The organism is Terrirhizobium terrae (assembly GCF_030323265.1).
Lineage (GTDB): Bacteria > Pseudomonadota > Alphaproteobacteria > Rhizobiales > Rhizobiaceae > Neorhizobium.
In genome coordinates this window covers 262,173-277,382 of sequence record NZ_CP104992.1, presented here as the reverse complement: position 1 = coordinate 277,382, position 15,210 = coordinate 262,173, and the positions used below count along the sequence as shown (strand labels likewise).

General features: G+C 61.3%; 14 protein-coding genes and 3 pseudogenes. 11 read left to right on the top strand and 6 right to left on the bottom strand.

The window, feature by feature from the left end:
• Positions 1 to 41 precede the first annotated feature (41 nt).
• The 3 genes and pseudogenes from N7E02_RS09455 to N7E02_RS09440 all read left to right on the top strand — a co-directional run bounded on the left by N7E02_RS09455 (position 42) and on the right by N7E02_RS09440 (position 2,003).
• Entirely contained in the window at positions 42 to 443 is a 402-nt protein-coding gene (locus N7E02_RS09455; RefSeq protein WP_286581630.1) for a hypothetical protein, read from the top strand.
• A gap of 216 nt (positions 444 to 659) precedes the next feature.
• Positions 660 to 1,386 (top strand): annotated as a pseudogene (locus N7E02_RS09445) (chorismate-binding protein).
• Positions 1,371 to 2,003 carry an aminotransferase class IV family protein gene (locus N7E02_RS09440; protein ID WP_286581624.1) on the top strand — a complete coding sequence of 211 codons (633 nt, stop codon included), beginning with the start codon at positions 1,371 to 1,373 and terminating at the stop codon, positions 2,001 to 2,003. The pseudogene N7E02_RS09445 and the gene N7E02_RS09440 overlap by 16 nt, the downstream one beginning before the upstream one ends.
• A 16-nt stretch (positions 2,004 to 2,019) precedes the next feature.
• On the opposite strand, the gene N7E02_RS09435 is transcribed toward N7E02_RS09440, so the two are convergent.
• Positions 2,020 to 2,664, bottom strand: a complete 645-nt coding sequence (locus tag N7E02_RS09435; RefSeq protein ID WP_286581622.1) for a hypothetical protein — start codon at positions 2,662 to 2,664, stop codon at positions 2,020 to 2,022.
• A gap of 63 nt (positions 2,665 to 2,727) precedes the next feature.
• Between N7E02_RS09435 and N7E02_RS09430 the strand changes: the two are divergent.
• The 6 genes and pseudogenes from N7E02_RS09430 (at position 2,728) to N7E02_RS09405 (ending at position 10,099) form a co-directional block, all read left to right on the top strand.
• Positions 2,728 to 3,695, top strand: a pseudogene (locus N7E02_RS09430) (heme-dependent oxidative N-demethylase family protein).
• Between the two features lie 167 nt (positions 3,696 to 3,862).
• On the top strand, positions 3,863 to 5,314 hold the full coding sequence (locus N7E02_RS09425; protein ID WP_286581620.1) for a homospermidine synthase: 1,452 nt from the start codon (positions 3,863 to 3,865) through the stop codon (positions 5,312 to 5,314).
• Between the two features lie 171 nt (positions 5,315 to 5,485).
• Complete coding sequence (gene omp10 / locus N7E02_RS09420; protein ID WP_286581618.1) at positions 5,486 to 5,845, top strand: outer membrane lipoprotein Omp10; 360 nt, start codon at positions 5,486 to 5,488, stop codon at positions 5,843 to 5,845.
• Between the two features lie 216 nt (positions 5,846 to 6,061).
• Positions 6,062 to 8,003: pseudogene (locus N7E02_RS09415) on the top strand (5'-nucleotidase C-terminal domain-containing protein).
• Positions 8,004 to 8,173: 170 nt separating this feature from the next.
• Positions 8,174 to 9,208 (top strand): ferrochelatase, encoded by a 1,035-nt coding sequence (hemH, locus tag N7E02_RS09410; RefSeq protein WP_286581616.1) that lies wholly within the window; start codon positions 8,174 to 8,176, stop codon positions 9,206 to 9,208.
• A gap of 204 nt (positions 9,209 to 9,412) precedes the next feature.
• Positions 9,413 to 10,099, top strand: a complete 687-nt coding sequence (locus N7E02_RS09405; protein WP_286581614.1) for an SDR family oxidoreductase — start codon at positions 9,413 to 9,415, stop codon at positions 10,097 to 10,099.
• Here the strand turns inward: N7E02_RS09405 and N7E02_RS09400 are convergent.
• From N7E02_RS09400 to queC, 5 genes are read right to left on the bottom strand one after another with little or no spacing between them, the layout of a single operon-like run.
• On the bottom strand, positions 10,091 to 10,945 hold the full coding sequence (locus tag N7E02_RS09400; RefSeq protein WP_286581612.1) for an FAD-dependent monooxygenase: 855 nt from the start codon (positions 10,943 to 10,945) through the stop codon (positions 10,091 to 10,093). The genes N7E02_RS09405 and N7E02_RS09400 overlap by 9 nt on opposite strands.
• Positions 10,946 to 10,983: 38 nt before the next feature.
• A complete protein-coding gene (locus N7E02_RS09395) occupies positions 10,984 to 11,655 on the bottom strand; it encodes an FAD-dependent oxidoreductase (protein ID WP_353622868.1) in 672 nt (223 codons plus the stop codon).
• Positions 11,656 to 11,713: 58 nt separating this feature from the next.
• A complete protein-coding gene (gene queE / locus N7E02_RS09390; RefSeq protein WP_286581610.1) occupies positions 11,714 to 12,448 on the bottom strand; it encodes a 7-carboxy-7-deazaguanine synthase QueE in 735 nt (244 codons plus the stop codon).
• On the bottom strand, positions 12,445 to 12,813 hold the full coding sequence (queD, locus tag N7E02_RS09385) for a 6-carboxytetrahydropterin synthase QueD (RefSeq protein ID WP_286581605.1): 369 nt from the start codon (positions 12,811 to 12,813) through the stop codon (positions 12,445 to 12,447). Before queD ends, queE begins: the two co-directional genes overlap by 4 nt.
• Entirely contained in the window at positions 12,813 to 13,538 is a 726-nt protein-coding gene (queC, locus tag N7E02_RS09380) for a 7-cyano-7-deazaguanine synthase QueC (protein WP_286581603.1), read from the bottom strand. The genes queD and queC overlap by 1 nt, the downstream gene beginning before the upstream one ends.
• A 144-nt stretch (positions 13,539 to 13,682) precedes the next feature.
• On the opposite strand from queC, the gene N7E02_RS09375 reads away from it, so the two are divergent.
• Together N7E02_RS09375 and N7E02_RS09370 are read left to right on the top strand one after the other, a co-directional pair.
• Complete coding sequence (locus tag N7E02_RS09375) at positions 13,683 to 14,714, top strand: SPFH domain-containing protein (RefSeq protein ID WP_286581602.1); 1,032 nt, start codon at positions 13,683 to 13,685, stop codon at positions 14,712 to 14,714.
• A gap of 4 nt (positions 14,715 to 14,718) precedes the next feature.
• Entirely contained in the window at positions 14,719 to 15,183 is a 465-nt protein-coding gene (locus N7E02_RS09370) for an NfeD family protein (RefSeq protein WP_286581601.1), read from the top strand.
• Positions 15,184 to 15,210 lie beyond the last annotated feature (27 nt).

The following is a 15,210-nucleotide window of genomic DNA, read 5'->3' as shown; positions in this document are numbered from 1 at the left end:
AGCGAGCGTGGATCGGGCATGGAGCGAAACGGGTGAGGGACATGGAGCAGAATTCCTCTGCCTATATTCTCTTCCGCGACGATACCGCCCGGAAGTCCCTCCTGTTTGCCTCCCCGATCGAAATAGTGGTCGCGCAGACCGTGGAGGAGGTCATTCCGGCGCTGCATAAGCTGGAAGAGTGCCGTGCCTCCGGCAAATGGCTCGCCGGTTATCTCGCCTATGAGGCCGGCTTTGCCTTCGAGGAAAAGCTCATCCCGCTTGCACCGGTCGGACGCGACACGCCGCTCGTCTGCATGGGCGTTTTCGATGCGCCTTGCGACCAGGAGAGCGGTGTCGAATACGGCAAGTCCCCCTCTGGCCTGCCGGCCATCTCCCCCACAAGGGGGAGAAGACCCGTGGCGATCTCCTGCCTCACGTTAGCATTGGCGGTGCTGGCGGGTTAAGCCCTCCCCTTGTGGGGAGGGTGGGGAGGGGCCTTTCTCTTCGCCCAACTCGCCTGTCGACAGGAACCACAGCAGATCGCCGTTACACGAGGGACCTGCGGCATATGCCACGTTAAGTGAGCCGCGCGCCGCTTGGGACGAGGAGACATATGCCGAGCGGTTCGCCGTGCTGCATGACCATCTGCGCAAGGAGATTGCTTCCAGGGCAATCTCACCATGCCCATCGAGGCGCGCTGGGCGGGTGATGCGCGATCTCTGTTCTGGTCGCTGATCGAGCGCCAGCCGGTACGATATGGCGCGCTTGCCGAACTGGGCGGCCCGGCGATCGTCTCGCGCTCGCCGGAGCTTTTTCTCGGTTGATGAAGATGGCTGGATCGAGACCCATCCGATGAAGGGCACGGCGGCGCGTGGTGCTTCGCCTGCGGAGGACGACGCGATCAAGGCGGGCATGCTGGCGGATGAAAAGACGCTGGCCGAGAACCGGATGATCGTCGACCTGCTGCGCAACGACATTTCACGCATCACTGAGGCGGGCACGCTGTCGGTGCCGAGGCTCTTCGACATCGAGACCTATCCGACGGTGCATCAGATGGTCAGCCATGTGCGGGCAAAACTGTTGCCGGAAGCGGGATTGCCGGAAATCATGCGGGCGCTGTTTCCCTGTGGCTCGATCACAGGGGCGCCGAAGCTGAGCGCCATGACGGTATTGCAGAAGCTGGAAGCTGCACCGCGCGACGCCTATTGCGGCGCTATCGGCTGGTGCGATCCGGCGGGGCCAATGCGGTTTTCGGTGGCGATCCGCACGATCAGCCTTTTTCCGGCGGAAGGGCGGTCTTCAATGTCGGCGGCGGCATCGTCTTCGATCTCGATGGCGCAGGCGGAGTATGAGGAGTGCCTGTTGAAGGCACGGTTCGCGGTGGGGGACCAATGGATTTCTCGTTGATCGAGACAATGCGCTGGACGCCTGATGAAGGCTTCGTCCGGCTAGAACAGCATTTGCGCCGGCTTTCTCGCTCGGCCGATGCGCTGGGCTTTCGGCAGGCCAAGGATGTCGAAGGATCGCTGAAGCAAACGGTCGGCGGCGAGGAGGCCATGCGCGTGCGTCTCGTCATGTCGTTTCGTGGTGTCGCCGAGGTGACGGCCGTGCCGTTTGCACTGCAGGGCGATGATACCGTCTGGAAGGTCAGGATCGGTACGACCAAGCTCAAGTCCGACGATCCGCTCTATCGCCACAAGACCTCGCGCCGGGAGCCCTACGAGGCGGCCCGCGCCGAGTTTTCTGCCGAGGACGTGGACGAGGTTCTGCTGACCAACGAGCGCGGTGAACTCTGCGAGGGGACGATCACCAACCTCTTCGTCGAGGATCAGGACGGCATGCTGATGACGCCGCCGATCACCAGCGGCATTCTGCCCGGCGTGCTCAGGGCCGACCTCATCCGCGAGCGTCGCGCGAAAAGCACGGTGCTGATGCCGGATACGCTGGAAAAGGCAGTGCGGGCCGGGCGTAAGATCTTCGTCGGCAATTCGCTGCGGGGACTGATCCGGGCGGAACTAGTCTAGCGCTTTCTGCTAAGCCTTAAACGCCGCCATTGCGGAAAATTGCCAGCTCCGCGTCGGCAGCCTTGGCATCCGACAGCATGCCTGACAGGCTTTCCACAAGATGCTCGACATCGTCCGGATAAAGTTCGCCGAACACGTCGGGCTGCTTTTCATAGAGCCTGTTTACACCCTCGCGGATATTGCCCAGTCCAGTTATCTCGCCGAATGCGAAAGTTACCTCCTGGCGGTCGAAATAATACTGGCCGGTTACTTCGTCCCAGTTGTCTATAGGTACCGGAATTCGAACTTCCTTGCCCCAGGCAAGCACATCGAGGGCTTCGGCAAGAGAGGTGAGGCCGAGCGCCCTGACTGGCGCGATATAGTCATCCGTAAAGTGCACGAAAGTCGCGACGCCAGGCTCGTGCCGTTTGCCGTACGAAGCAAATAGCATCTCCGTCGCGAGCGCCACATACCAGTGGTATTTCTTAATTCTTTTGCTGGCGATGATGCGATCCAATCCGTCCGAGACGTACTCATGCCTCTCTATAGAGCCGAATTCCGAAACGATCGGCGCCGTCTTTTCCAGTACGTATTCCTTGATGGACGGATCGTGCGATCCAAAGGCGCCGGAAATCGTCGTGGTCCCGGCAATGATATAGGCTGCAAGCGTAAACTCAGTCATTCCGCTCAATCTCGTGCAATGGATTGTGAAAATGTCTGAGCCGGTTTGTAGCGCGCGGAGACGATGTTCCAAGAGGCGGGCAGGAATAGGCAGAGATTGACAGGTATCGGTTGCAAGGCCAGCTTGTGTTGTATGACGCTTGTCTACACACCCTATGATGGCTCGTCGAAGCCGTTCACCATCGGTCTCCTGCAACTGGAGCCGGAGCGCTGGATCGAGCCGGACGGGGATCTGGCCGAGCAGGTGATGCTGAAAAGGGCGCTGGTCGCGGAGCATGGCGAGCGGGTGTTGCGGGCCGAGCCGGATACGGAGGAGGCGCAGCGGGAAGTGCTCGATCTGCTGGCTGACTACCTTCCGGCGCATCACCCGCAGCACTACTGTCTCGACGGCACCCGCATGGTCGTGGCAGGTGTCGATACCAACATCTCCGACGAGGAGATTTCGCCGCTTCATCGTGCTGGGCTTCTGGTGCAGGACGATCTGGTCATCATGCGCAAGGGCGACAATGGCTGGCGGATTGCGGCCGCCTTCCTTGCCTTTCCTCTTCCTGGCATCTGTCGGAAAAGTTCGGCCTGCCGATGGACGAGGTGCATGCGCATGTGCCGGGTTTCGAAGGCGGCAGCCGCAATGCGGGCCTCATCAACCGGATGTTCGACAACCTTTCTCCTGGCCGGCTAGTGGTACGGTGGAACTGGTCGATGAATTGGTCCTATGCGCTCTACCATCCGGATGCCAAATCGGCGGAGGAGAAGCGCGGCGTGCCGGCGGAAAAAGCGTTCATCCGCGTGGAGCGGCAGACGCTGAGAAAGCTGCCGGTCTCCGGCGATATTCTCTTCACCATCCGCATCTATCTCGATCCGGTGGCGGCTATTCTCGCACAGCCGAACGCGACAGAACTGGCAGCGTCCATGGCCGACCAACTTGATGCGATGTCGGACGCCGAGACTGCCTACAAAGGGCTGACCGAAAAGCGGGCCGAACTTGTCGATCTGCTTCGCAAAACAGAGCCCGTTAAGAGTTTGGCCGAATAGTGCCTTGTCCTTGCCGCGATCATGGAACAAGCCCTTTATTGTGACGAGGAAGTGTGATCTAGGCCGCGCCACAAAACACGCATAAAAATACCCGTCACACTGGCAGGTTATGCGTCAAAGCCAGGCTGCGGTTTCTGCAAGAGCAGTCGATTATTAGGGAGTATGACATGTCGGATACCAACTACCCGGTCCATGCCGAAATCACCGGCCCGGTCGTGATGATCGGCTTCGGTTCGATCGGCCGCGGCACGCTGCCGCTGATCGAGCGCCATTTCAAGTTCGACAAGAGCCGGATGGTGGTGATCGACCCGCGCGAAGAACCTTCCGACATGGAAATCCTCAAGAAGCACGGCGTCCGTCACATCAAGGAGCACGTGACGAAGGACAATTACAAGCAGCTCTTGAAGCCGCTTCTCGATGACGGCAAGGGCGGCCAGGGCTTTTGCGTCAACCTGTCGGTCGATACCGGCTCGCTCGACCTGATGAAGCTGTGCCGCAAGCTCGACGTTCTCTATATCGACACGGTCGTCGAGCCGTGGCTCGGCTTCTATTTCGACAAGAGCATGAAGAATTCCGAGCGCACCAATTATGCGCTGCGCGAAACCGTGCGCCATGAAAAGAAGAAGAACCCGGGCGGCACCACTGCCGTTTCCACCTGCGGCGCGAACCCGGGCATGGTCTCCTGGTTCGTCAAGCAGGCGCTGGTCAACCTCGCCAACGATACGGGCGTCAAGTTCGACGAGCCGGACCAGAACGATCGCGAAGGCTGGGCCAAGCTGATGAAGAAGCTGGGCGTCAAGGGCGTCCACATTGCCGAGCGCGACACCCAGCGCACCAAGCATCCGAAGCCGCTCAACGTGTTCTGGAATACGTGGTCCGTCGAGGGCTTCATCTCGGAAGGTCTGCAGCCGGCCGAACTCGGCTGGGGCACCCACGAAAACTGGATGCCGAAGAACGCCAAGAAGCACAAGAAGGGCTGCAAGGCCGCCATCTACCTAGAGCAGCCGGGCGCAAACACCCGCGTTCGCACCTGGTGCCCGACGCCGGGTCCTCAGTATGGCTTCCTCGTCACCCATAACGAGTCGATCTCGATCGCCGATTACTTCACCGTCGAGAAGGACGGCGAAGTTGTCTATCGCCCGACCTGCCACTATGCCTATCACCCGGCAAACGATGCGGTTCTGTCGCTGCACGAAATGTTCGGCAATGGCGGTAACCAGCAGCCGGTCCTGCATGTTCTCGACGAGGATGAACTCGAGGATGGCGTCGACGAACTCGGCGTGCTGCTCTACGGCCACGAGAAGAATGCCTACTGGTACGGTTCGCGCCTCTCGCTGGAAGAAACCCGCCGCATCGCGCCTTACCAGAACGCCACCGGTTTGCAGGTGACCTCGGCGGTTCTCGCCGGCATGGTCTGGGCACTGGAAAACCCGAAGGCCGGCATCGTCGAGGCCGACGAGGTGGACTACAAGCGCTGCCTGGAAGTGCAGACGCCCTATCTCGGTCCGGTTGAAGGCCACTACACCGACTGGAACCCGCTTGAAGGTCGCCCGGGTCTGTTCCCGGAAGAACTGGACGAGAAGGATCCCTGGCAGTTCAAGAATATCCTGGTCCGCTAATACGGCTAAGGATATATTTTCTGTGCAATTCGAAGACGCCCGCCATAGAGCGGGCGTTTTCTCTATAAACAGCCGGCCGAGACACTGTACAAGCCGACGCCTTGCCATACATGAAGCGGAACGCCATGCTTTGCACCGACGCATGACCGACCGAATCGCGGGAGATAGATCATGAACTTCAAACTGGGCCTCGTGCTCGTCGCAGCCGCCAGCCTGACCGCCTGCGTTTCCTCGCCGCCACCGCGCCAGATGGCTGCAGCCCAGCCGCAGGGTGTCGAGGGCTCCTGGGTGGATCCGAACGGCATCGTCTCGACTTTCCAGGGCGGCACGTTCAACACGCGCGCCAGCGACAGCAATGCGCTGCTCGCGTCGGGCAACTACACGAACCTTTCGCCGACGCTGGTCGAGATCAACATGACCTCGCTCGTTCGCAAGACCCAGTCGCGCGTCAACTGCTCGCTGGTCTCGCCGAGCCAGTTGAACTGCACGCAGGATAGCGGTGCGCAGTTCTCGCTGACGCGTCGCGGTTGAGCCGCCTCATCATATCCGATGTTTACGGAGAACCCCGCGCGAGCGGGGTTCTCGCGTTTTGGGCGTGAGGAAAGCGTTCTGCACCCTTGTCATATTTACCTTGAAACCGATTTTGCTTGGTGAAAACATGCCACGCAGAACGGTTGTCACGCTCTGATATTAAACAAACGGGAACCGCCGCATTTTGCGCGGCTGATGCAAAGAAGGAGAGATCTGATGATGAAGACTATGGGATTGGGTATCCTGACCGCCTCGGTCATGGCCCTTTCGAGCGGCGTAGCGCTGGCCGATTTCGAGCTCAATATTCTCCACATCAACGACCTGCATTCGCGCATCGAGCCGATCAATAAATACGATCTCGACCTGCACGGCATCCGAGGCGGAGAAGAACGAATGCTTCGGCGGCATCGCCCGCGTGAAGACTGCCATCGATACCCGCCGCAGCGAGCTTCAGGGTAAGAACGTGCTGGTGCTCGATGCCGGAGACCAGTTCCAGGGCTCGCTGTTCTACAGCACCTACAAGAGCGCCCCGGTTGCCGAATTCATGAACGGTATCGGTTTCGACGCCATGGCGATCGGCAACCATGAATTCGACGATGGCCCGGACGAACTTCTGAAGTTCATCAATGCGCTGAGATTCCCGATCATCTCCGGCAACACGATCGCCAAGCCGGGCTCCGCGCTTGCTGACAAGTACAAGGGTTACATGATCAAGGACTTTGGCGGCCAGAAGGTTGCCGTCGTCTCCGTTCTGGCGACCGACACGAACGAGACTTCGTCGCCCGGCCCGGACATCACTTTCGAAGACGAGATCGAATATCTGAAGAAGGCCGTCGGCGATCTGCAGGGGCAGGGCGTCAACAAGATCGTCGTGCTGTCGCATGTCGGTTATGTTCGTGACCAGGCGATAGCAGCGGCTGTAGATGGCATCGACGTGATCGTCGGCGGTCACAGCCACACCTATCTGTCCAGCACCGACAGCAAGGCTGCCGGTCCCTATCCGACGATCGTGAAGAACCCGGCCGGCGTCGACGTGCCGATCGTGACGGCCTATGCCTATTCCAAATATCTCGGTGATTTCACCGTGGTGTTCGACGACAACGGTGCCGTGAAGTCCACTTCGGGCGCGCCGAAACTGCTTGATGCGTCGGTCGCTCAGGACGAAGCCTATGTCGCCAAAGTCAAGGAACTCGGCGGACCGCTCGAGGAGCTGAAGAAGAAGGTCGTCGGGCAGTCGGAAAGCGCCATCGATGGCGACCGCGTCAATTGCCGAGCCAAGGAATGCACGATGGGCAACCTCCTTGCCGACGCGCAGCTCGACCGCGTCAAGGATCAGGGCATTACGCTTTCCTTCCAGAACGGTGGTGGTCTGCGCGCCTCGATCGACGGTGGCGACGTGACGATGGGCGAAGTGCTTACCGTCCTTCCATTCCAGAACACGATCGCGACCTTCCAACTCAAGGGCTCGGATGTCGTGGCCGCGCTGGAAAACGGTGTCAGTCAGATCGATGACGGCGCGGGTCGTTTCCCACAGGTTGCCGGCATGAAGTTCTCCTTCGACAAGTCGAAGCCGGCCGGTTCGCGGGTGAGCGACGTACAGGTCAAGGAAGGCGAGGGCTTCGTGGCGATCGACCCGGCTAAGACCTATGGCGTCGTCACCAACAACTATGTCCGCACCGGCGGCGACGGCTACAAGGTGTTCAACACTAGTGCAATCAATGCCTATGACTTCGGCCCCAACCTCGAAAACGCCGTGGCGGACTACATTGCCGCCAACAGCCCGTACAAGCCCTACACGGACGGTCGCATCACCGACCTGACGCCGGCGGACTACAAGCCGGCGCCGAAGGCGGATGCAAAGCCTGCAACGCCTGCACCTGCAACCACCGCACAGGCGCCCGCAGCACCAGCTCCGGCACCTGCCGCGACCGCCCCGGCAACGGCGACAGCGCCGACGACCGTGGAGGCCCAGGGCCAGACCACGCCGCCGGCTGCCGGTCCGAGCAAGTACACGGTCGTGGAGGGTGACTCGCTGTGGAAAATCGCCGAGAGCACCTATGGCGACGGCGAGAAGTGGACGGAGATTTCCAAGGCCAACAGCCTGCGCAATCCGAACGTCATTCTCGTCGGCGAGGAGCTGGACCTGCCGGCAAAATGAGTTTCTTGACGCTGATCAAGGACTGCATTGTGCGGTGAAAGGATAGATCGGGACAAAATGTCCCGATCACATTGACGGCTCGGGGTTTCCCGAGCCGTTTTTTGTTTCTAAGTAATCCGCAGCTTCGCCATCACCGTATTGGTTTCGGTACGCTCATCTGGAAGACATTCATGACCTCTTCGTCACCCTTCATGCCCGCCGGCCACCAACCCGTTTCCTTCGGCAAGGTCGGCGTGCTGCTCGTCAATCTCGGCACGCCCGACGGCACGGACTACTGGTCGATGCGCCGCTATCTGGCGGAATTCCTCTCCGACAGCCGCGTCATCGAATGGTCGAAGCTCTACTGGTACCCGATCCTCTACGGCATCGTCTTGAACAAGCGGCCGCAGAAGGTGGGCAAGGCCTATGAGGAGATCTGGAACAAGGATCTCAACGAGAGCTATCTCCGCACTTACACCCGTAACCAGGGTGAGCTGATGGCTGAACGGCTGAAGGACCTGCCGAATGTGGTGGTCGACTGGGGCATGCGCTACGGCAAGCCGTCCATCGCGTCGAAGATCGATGCGCTGAAGGAGCAGGGCTGCGACCGGATCGTGCTCTTCCCGCTCTACCCGCAATATGCGGCGGCGACGACCGCGACCGTCAACGATAAGGCGTTCGAGCATCTGATGAAGATGCGCTGGCAGCCGGCCGTGCGCACCGTGCCGACCTATCACGATGACCCGGTCTATATCGAGGCGCTGGCCAATTCGGTGCGCCAGACGCTATCGACGCTCGACTGGGAGCCGCAGCTTTTGATCACCTCGTTCCACGGCATCCCGCAATCCTATTTCAAGGCGGGCGATCCCTATTACTGTTTATGCCAGAAGACGGCGCGGCTGCTGCGCGAGGCGCTCGGTTATTCGGAAAACCAGCTGCGCATCACCTTCCAGTCCCGCTTCGGGCCGGAGGAGTGGCTGCAGCCCTATACCGACAAGACGATGGAAGGGCTGGCCGCCGAAGGCATCAAGCGGGTCGCGATCATGAACCCGGGCTTCGTCTCGGATTGTCTTGAGACGCTGGAAGAAATTGCCGGCGAAGCGGGCGAGATCTTCATGCATCACGGCGGCGAGAAATTTGTCCACATCCCGTGCCTGAACGATAGCGAGGGTGGGATGAACGTGCTGGAAAATGTGGTGCGGCGGGAGTTGCAGGGCTGGGTTTGAGCCGGTGTTTTGTCGCGGGTAAGTCCCCTCTGGCCTGCCGGCCATCTCCCCCACAAGGGGGAGAAGACTCGCAGCCATCGCCTGCTCCGATTGAGGTTCGGCGGTGCGGCCAGGCTAAACTCTCCCCCTTGTGGGGAGGTTTGGGAGGGAACTTTTTCCCATCCGTCGTCCTGTCGGGCAACTCGGAAACCAAAGGAGCGAACCATGATGAAGGCAATCGTCACCGGAGGCGCCGGGCTGATCGGGACCGGGATCTGTGAGGCACTGTCTGCGAGAGGCTATGAGGTCGCGTCCTTCGATCTGACGGAGGCGGCACATCCGGTTGAGGGAGTGCGGCAGGTCGAATGCGATGTGTCGGACGAGGCTTCGGTCGAGATCGCGGTTGCCGAACTCAAGTGGGATCGGCTCGACCTGCTGGTCAACAATGCGGGTGCCACGGGCGGCGCGCTCGGCGCGCCGATCCTCGAGATGTCGCTCACCGACTGGCGCCGCGTCATCGACAGCCATCTGACCGGCGCCTTTCTGATGACGCGGGCGGTTGCGCCGCTGATGCGCGAAGGTGGTTCGATCGTCAACATGGCGTCCACCCGCGCCTTCATGTCGGAGCCGAATTCGGAAGCCTATGCGGCATCCAGGGGCGGGCTGGTGGCGCTTACCCATGCGCTTGCCGTCAGCCTCGGGCCAAAGATCCGGGTGAACGCGATCGCGCCCGGATGGATCACCAACGAGACGAAGCTCAGCCACGAGGACGAGGCGCAGCATCCGGCCGGTCGCGTCGGCCGCCCGAAGGATATTGCCGATGCGGTGCTCTACCTTGCCGGGGCAGGATCTCGTCACCGGGCAGACGCTCTCGGTCGATGGCGGCATGACCAAGAAGATGATCTACGCTGAATAGGCGGCGGTACTCGCTGTCATCGGCAGATTGATGCCGTGGTCGTCGAAGTAACGCTCGATCGCTTCGAGGGACGTTGCATGGAAAGCCGCGGCGACATAGCTGTCTGGCCGCAGCAGATAGACGGCGTCCCGGGCGAACCCGGCGTCCTCGCAAGCTGGTTGCCAGGGGTAGGCCTGCAGGGGGATGGCGTTTTTGCTGCACCAATCCTCCAGCGCATATCCCGCATAGCCATAGACATGCACCTGCCAGCAGAGCCGATTGAACGCATCGTAGTTCGAGCGGCCGTCGCCGGCATCGAGCCAGGGCAGGCGGTCGCCGCCATGGACCTGACCGGCTTCGCCGACACTCAGATAATCGCCGCGATAATTGATCATGATCTGGGAGACGGTGCGGAACATGAATTCCCGTATCGGCTCCAGTCCGGCGGCGAGCGGCATGACCAGCGGCACCAGCCTCGTCCTGACGAATTGCGCGATACGGCCGTCCGACGTGGCAAGGCTGAAGGCCTGGTCGGTGGTGCGGACCAGCTTGCGGGCGAAGGCGATGCGCTCTTCCTCGAAAGATGAAAGCAGCCGCTCCTTCGCCTCGGCATCCCTGACGCCGCCGGACAGGACGGCCTTCAGCTTCCAGGCGAGGTTGATGGCATCGCCGATGCCGGTATTCATGCCCTGGCCGCCGGCCGGGCTATGGATATGCGCCGCATCGCCGAGAATGAAGGCGCGGCTCTTGCGGAAATGTTCGGCCACCCGGTGATGGACGCGGTAGGTCGAGAACCAGTTGACCGTTGTGACCTCGATGCCGAGATGTTCGACCGCCTTGTCCTTCAGGTCCTCGAAACGCAAGCTGCCTGCGTCAGTGTCGCTTTCCTCCACCGTCCCGATCAGCCGTGCACGCGTTCCATGATCGAGAGGAAGACGGCGAGAAAGTCTGCGCTGTCGAGCGCGATGTTGAGCTCGCCGTTCATCGGCGGGCCGGATGCCTCCACATCGGCGACATAGAAGGTCTGCTGGTAGGTTCCGCCTGGGAAGCCGAAGCCGAGAGACTTGCGCACTGCCGAGCTTGCGCCGTCGCAGCCGGCTAGGAAGGCCGTCTCGGATGTGGTCTGCCATCCGTCCGCCGTCTGCAGGCGCGCGACCACGGCGTCGGGCGTTTCCTCGAAATCGATGAGGGTCGTGTTCCATTCGACGGTGACACCCATCGCCTCCAGCCGCGACAGGAGCAGTTGCTCGTGCCGGTCCTGGGGGTAGATGTGGAGGAAAGGGTAGGGCGTCAGGCTTTCGCCGATGTTGCCGAGCGGCACCCGCGCCTGCTTCTCTCCGCCGACCCAGACGTTGACGCCGGCAACGTGATGTCCGTCGGCGACGATCGGCTTTGCGAGATCCAGCTGCCCATAGAGTTCGAGTGTGCGGGCATGGATGGCAAGCGCCCGCGAAGCCGTACCTGGTCCCGATGCCTTGGAGATGATGCGGACCTTCACGCCCATTCGCGTGAGCCAAAGCGCCAGCACGAGGCCGGTCGGTCCGGCCCCCACGATCAGCACGTCATGACGCATTGTTTCCGCCTCCCTCAAACCTTCCTGAGATTTAGGGCCGGAGGCGGAAAAGCAAATGTCAGACCCCGCGCTTGTTGCCCCAAAGGAGAACGTGGAGCTGCGGCAGGACGGTGGCGGAGAACCAGCGGTCGCCGGTCACCTTGTCGACCAGCCACAGCATACGGTCCATGATGCCGTCGAGGTCCATCCTCGCATCGTCATCGTCCGGTGGCGGAGGCGTGTGGTTGCCGGGCTGGAGATAGACGGGCAGTTCCGGACAGCGCCGCGAGGCATCTCTCGCGAAGTCATAGTCGGCATCGTCGAAGACGACGAATTTCAGGGCGATGCGCGGCGCTTTTCCAGCCGCTGCGAGACAGTCCGTCAGGGTATCCCAGTCGGTCTCCATGCCGCTCGACGGCGGTTTCGGCGAGAGCACGAGGACGTCGAGATCGGCAAACCAGTCGCGGGCCACGCTCCCTTGCGTCTCTATGGCGAAGCGGTAGCCGTCGTTCTTGCCTCGCCGGATCAAAGGCTTGAGAGGCTGGATGGCGGGATTGCCGCCGGACAGCGACACCATCAGCGGCGTATCGCCGGAAAGGCGGCGGACCTCTTTCCAGATCGCTTCGGCATCCATCGACTTCCAGTCGTGGCGATAGGCGCTGTCGACCGCATGCAGGGTATCGCACCACGAACAGCGATAATCGCAGCCGCCGGTGCGGACGAACACGGTCGGCTGGCCGATCAGCATGCCTTCGCCCTGGATGGTCGGGCCGAAGATCTCGCTGATGCGGATCTTGTCTGAGGTGGTGCTCATGGCCGGATCTCGGGCCGATACTCGGCCCAGGTTTTTGGCGTTTCGCTGACGCGCACGGCCGTGGTCTCTGGCAGGCGGGTCTTGCACCAGTCGTAGAAGTGTTTTGCCAGATATTCCGATGTCACCTTGTCGTGGCCGAGCACGTCGTTCAGGTGGCGGTGGTCGAATTCATCGTCAATGTAGCGCTTGAGCGGCGCGAGTTCATGATAGTCGCGCACGAAACCGTCATCGTTCAGATCGGCCGAGGCAAGTTCGACGACGACGATATAGTTGTGGCCGTGCAGGCGGGCACATTGGTGATCGGCCGGCAGGTGCGACAGCTGATGCGAGGCGGAGAAATGGAATTCCTTGGTGATCCGGTACATCAGCGGATCTCCTCTGCCTTGAATTCCGGGGCCTGAAAGCCTTCGGTCGCCGCCTTCCAGAAATCCGGGTCCTCGTAGTCTGTCGGGTCTTCGACGCCGGCGAGATGAAAGGCTTCGCGGCGTTCGACGCAGGTGCCGCAGCGGCCGCAATGCCGCTCACCGCCCTTGTAGCAGGACCAAGTTTCGATGAAGGGCGTGCCGGTTCGGTCACCATCGGTGACGATGTCGGCCTTGGAGCCGGTCACGTAGGGAGCAAGGAGTTTCACCGAGGCATAGCCGTCCAGCGCGTGGCGCTGCATCGTGTCAAAAGCGTCAATGAAGCCCGGGCGGCAGTCGGGATAGATGAAGTGGTCGCCGCCATGGACGGCGATCGCGACCGCGTCCGCCTGACGCGCGGCGGCGACACCGAAGGCGACCGTCAGCATGATCGCGTTGCGGTTCGGCACCACGGTGATGCGCATCGTCTCTTCGGCATAGTGGCCGTCGGGGACGTCGACATCATCGGTGAGGGCCGAGCCGGTCAGCTGGCTGCCGATGGCGCGCATGTCGATGATCTGGTGGAAGACGCCGAGGCGTTCTGCCGCCGCAGCGGCGAATTCCAGTTCCTTCCTGTGGCGCTGACCATAATCGAAGGAGATGAGACCCATGAGGTCGCCCCTGGCGGCGATGTTGTGGGCAAGCGAAACGGAATCCAGTCCGCCGGAGCAGACGACTATTGTCTTCATATCTTGGGTCCTTGTTTTGTCCGGGTAGGCTGCGACCGGTCTTCGTCGTGGCTCTTTAAAGCGTTGGCCGGCGTTTGTGAATGCTTGACCTGAACTTCCTTCGCCACACATATGGCAGCGACATCGTCACGGGGGAGTTATTCTATGAATATTGGTGGTTTTGATATTTTCGTGATCGTGGTGGTGATCCTTGCGATCATGCTGCTCTTCGCTCTGGTGAAGACGGTGCCGCAGGGCTATGCGTACACGGTCGAACGTTTCGGCAAATATACCCGCACGCTGCAGCCGGGCCTCAACATCCTGACGCCGTTCATCGAGCGCATCGGCTCCAAAATGAACGTGATGGAGCAGGTGCTCGACATTCCGACGCAGGAAGTCATCACCAAGGACAATGCCAGCGTCGCGGCGGACGCGGTAGCATTCTATCAGGTGCTGAACCCAGCCCAGGCCGCCTACCAGATCGCCAACCTGGAAAACGCCATCCAGAACCTGACCATGACCAATATCCGCTCGGTCATGGGTTCGATGGATCTCGACGAGCTCTTATCCAACCGCGACGTCATCAACGAGCGCCTGCTGCGTGTGGTCGATGAAGCCGTTCATCCGTGGGGCATCAAGGTGACCCGTATCGAGATCAAGGACATCCAGCCGCCGAAGGATCTGGTTGAATCCATGGCCCGGCAGATGAAGGCGGAGCGCGAAAAGCGCGCGCTGGTTCTGGAGGCCGAAGGTGCCCGTAATGCGCAGATCCTGCGTGCAGAAGGCGCGAAGCAGGCAGCCGTCCTGCAGGCAGAAGGCGAGCGCGAGGCGGCGTTTCGCGAGGCGGAAGCGCGCGAGCGTCTGGCGGAAGCGGAAGCCAAGGCGACGCAGGTCGTGTCCGAGGCGATCGGCGCCGGCGACGTGCAGGCGATCAACTACTTCGTGGCACAGAAATATACTGAGGCGCTGGTCGAGATCGGCAAGGCCAGCAATTCGAAGATCGTGTTGATGCCGCTGGAAGCCTCGTCGCTGATCGGCTCGATCGGCGGTATCGGCGCCATTGCCAAGGAAGTGTTCGGCGACGGCAATGGTCCGGCACCGTCCGCGCCTCGCCCTCAGCCACCACGTCCGGCCCGCAGCACGCCGACGGTCACCGCCGTCGTGCCGCCGTTCACGCCACCGACCTCTGAGAGGTAAGGCGATGGTGGTCGAACTCTGGAATAGCCTTGGCGCCTGGGGCTGGTGGATTGTCGGCATCGTGCTTCTGGTGCTGGAACTGGTCGTGCCCGGCGTCTTCCTGATCTGGATCGGTGCTGCGGCCGTCGTGCTCGGCGCGCTGTCGCTCGCCTTCTGGGATGCCGCGTTTTGGGGCTGGCATGTCCAGCTTCTGCTGTTTGCCGTGCTCTCCGTTCTCTTCGCCATCGTCGGGCGTCGGATCTATAACGGCAAGGGCAGCAGGACAGACGAGCCGACACTCAACCGTCGCGGCGAGAGCCTGATTGGGCGGACCGCGACACTATCCGAACCGATCCTGGAAGGTCGCGGACGCATCAAGCTCGACGATACGATGTGGTCGGTGATGGGGCCGGACCTGCCGGTCGGCTCACGGGTGCGGGTGATCGCGTCGAGCGGACGGGATCTGACGGTCGAGCCGGTGATCAGGTAGACAATTTTCTCGTTAAACAAAAACGGC

Excerpts from the sequence above, each read along its gene's own strand:
- N7E02_RS09435 (WP_286581622.1), bottom strand. The coding sequence starts at position 2,664 with ATGACTGAGTTTACGCTTGCAGCCTATATCATTGCCGGGACCACGACG.
- hemH (WP_286581616.1), top strand. The coding sequence starts at position 8,174 with ATGACCTCTTCGTCACCCTTCATGCCCGCCGGCCACCAACCCGTTTCC.
- queC (WP_286581603.1), bottom strand. The coding sequence starts at position 13,538 with ATGAAGACAATAGTCGTCTGCTCCGGCGGACTGGATTCCGTTTCGCTT.
- N7E02_RS09455 (WP_286581630.1), top strand. The coding sequence starts at position 42 with ATGGAGCAGAATTCCTCTGCCTATATTCTCTTCCGCGACGATACCGCC.
- N7E02_RS09425 (WP_286581620.1), top strand. The coding sequence starts at position 3,863 with ATGTCGGATACCAACTACCCGGTCCATGCCGAAATCACCGGCCCGGTC.
- N7E02_RS09395 (WP_353622868.1), bottom strand. The coding sequence starts at position 11,655 with ATGCGTCATGACGTGCTGATCGTGGGGGCCGGACCGACCGGCCTCGTG.
- omp10 (WP_286581618.1), top strand. The coding sequence starts at position 5,486 with ATGAACTTCAAACTGGGCCTCGTGCTCGTCGCAGCCGCCAGCCTGACC.
- queD (WP_286581605.1), bottom strand. The coding sequence starts at position 12,813 with ATGTACCGGATCACCAAGGAATTCCATTTCTCCGCCTCGCATCAGCTG.
- N7E02_RS09375 (WP_286581602.1), top strand. The coding sequence starts at position 13,683 with ATGAATATTGGTGGTTTTGATATTTTCGTGATCGTGGTGGTGATCCTT.
- N7E02_RS09440 (WP_286581624.1), top strand. The coding sequence starts at position 1,371 with ATGGATTTCTCGTTGATCGAGACAATGCGCTGGACGCCTGATGAAGGC.
- N7E02_RS09370 (WP_286581601.1), top strand. The coding sequence starts at position 14,719 with ATGGTGGTCGAACTCTGGAATAGCCTTGGCGCCTGGGGCTGGTGGATT.
- queE (WP_286581610.1), bottom strand. The coding sequence starts at position 12,448 with ATGAGCACCACCTCAGACAAGATCCGCATCAGCGAGATCTTCGGCCCG.
- N7E02_RS09405 (WP_286581614.1), top strand. The coding sequence starts at position 9,413 with ATGATGAAGGCAATCGTCACCGGAGGCGCCGGGCTGATCGGGACCGGG.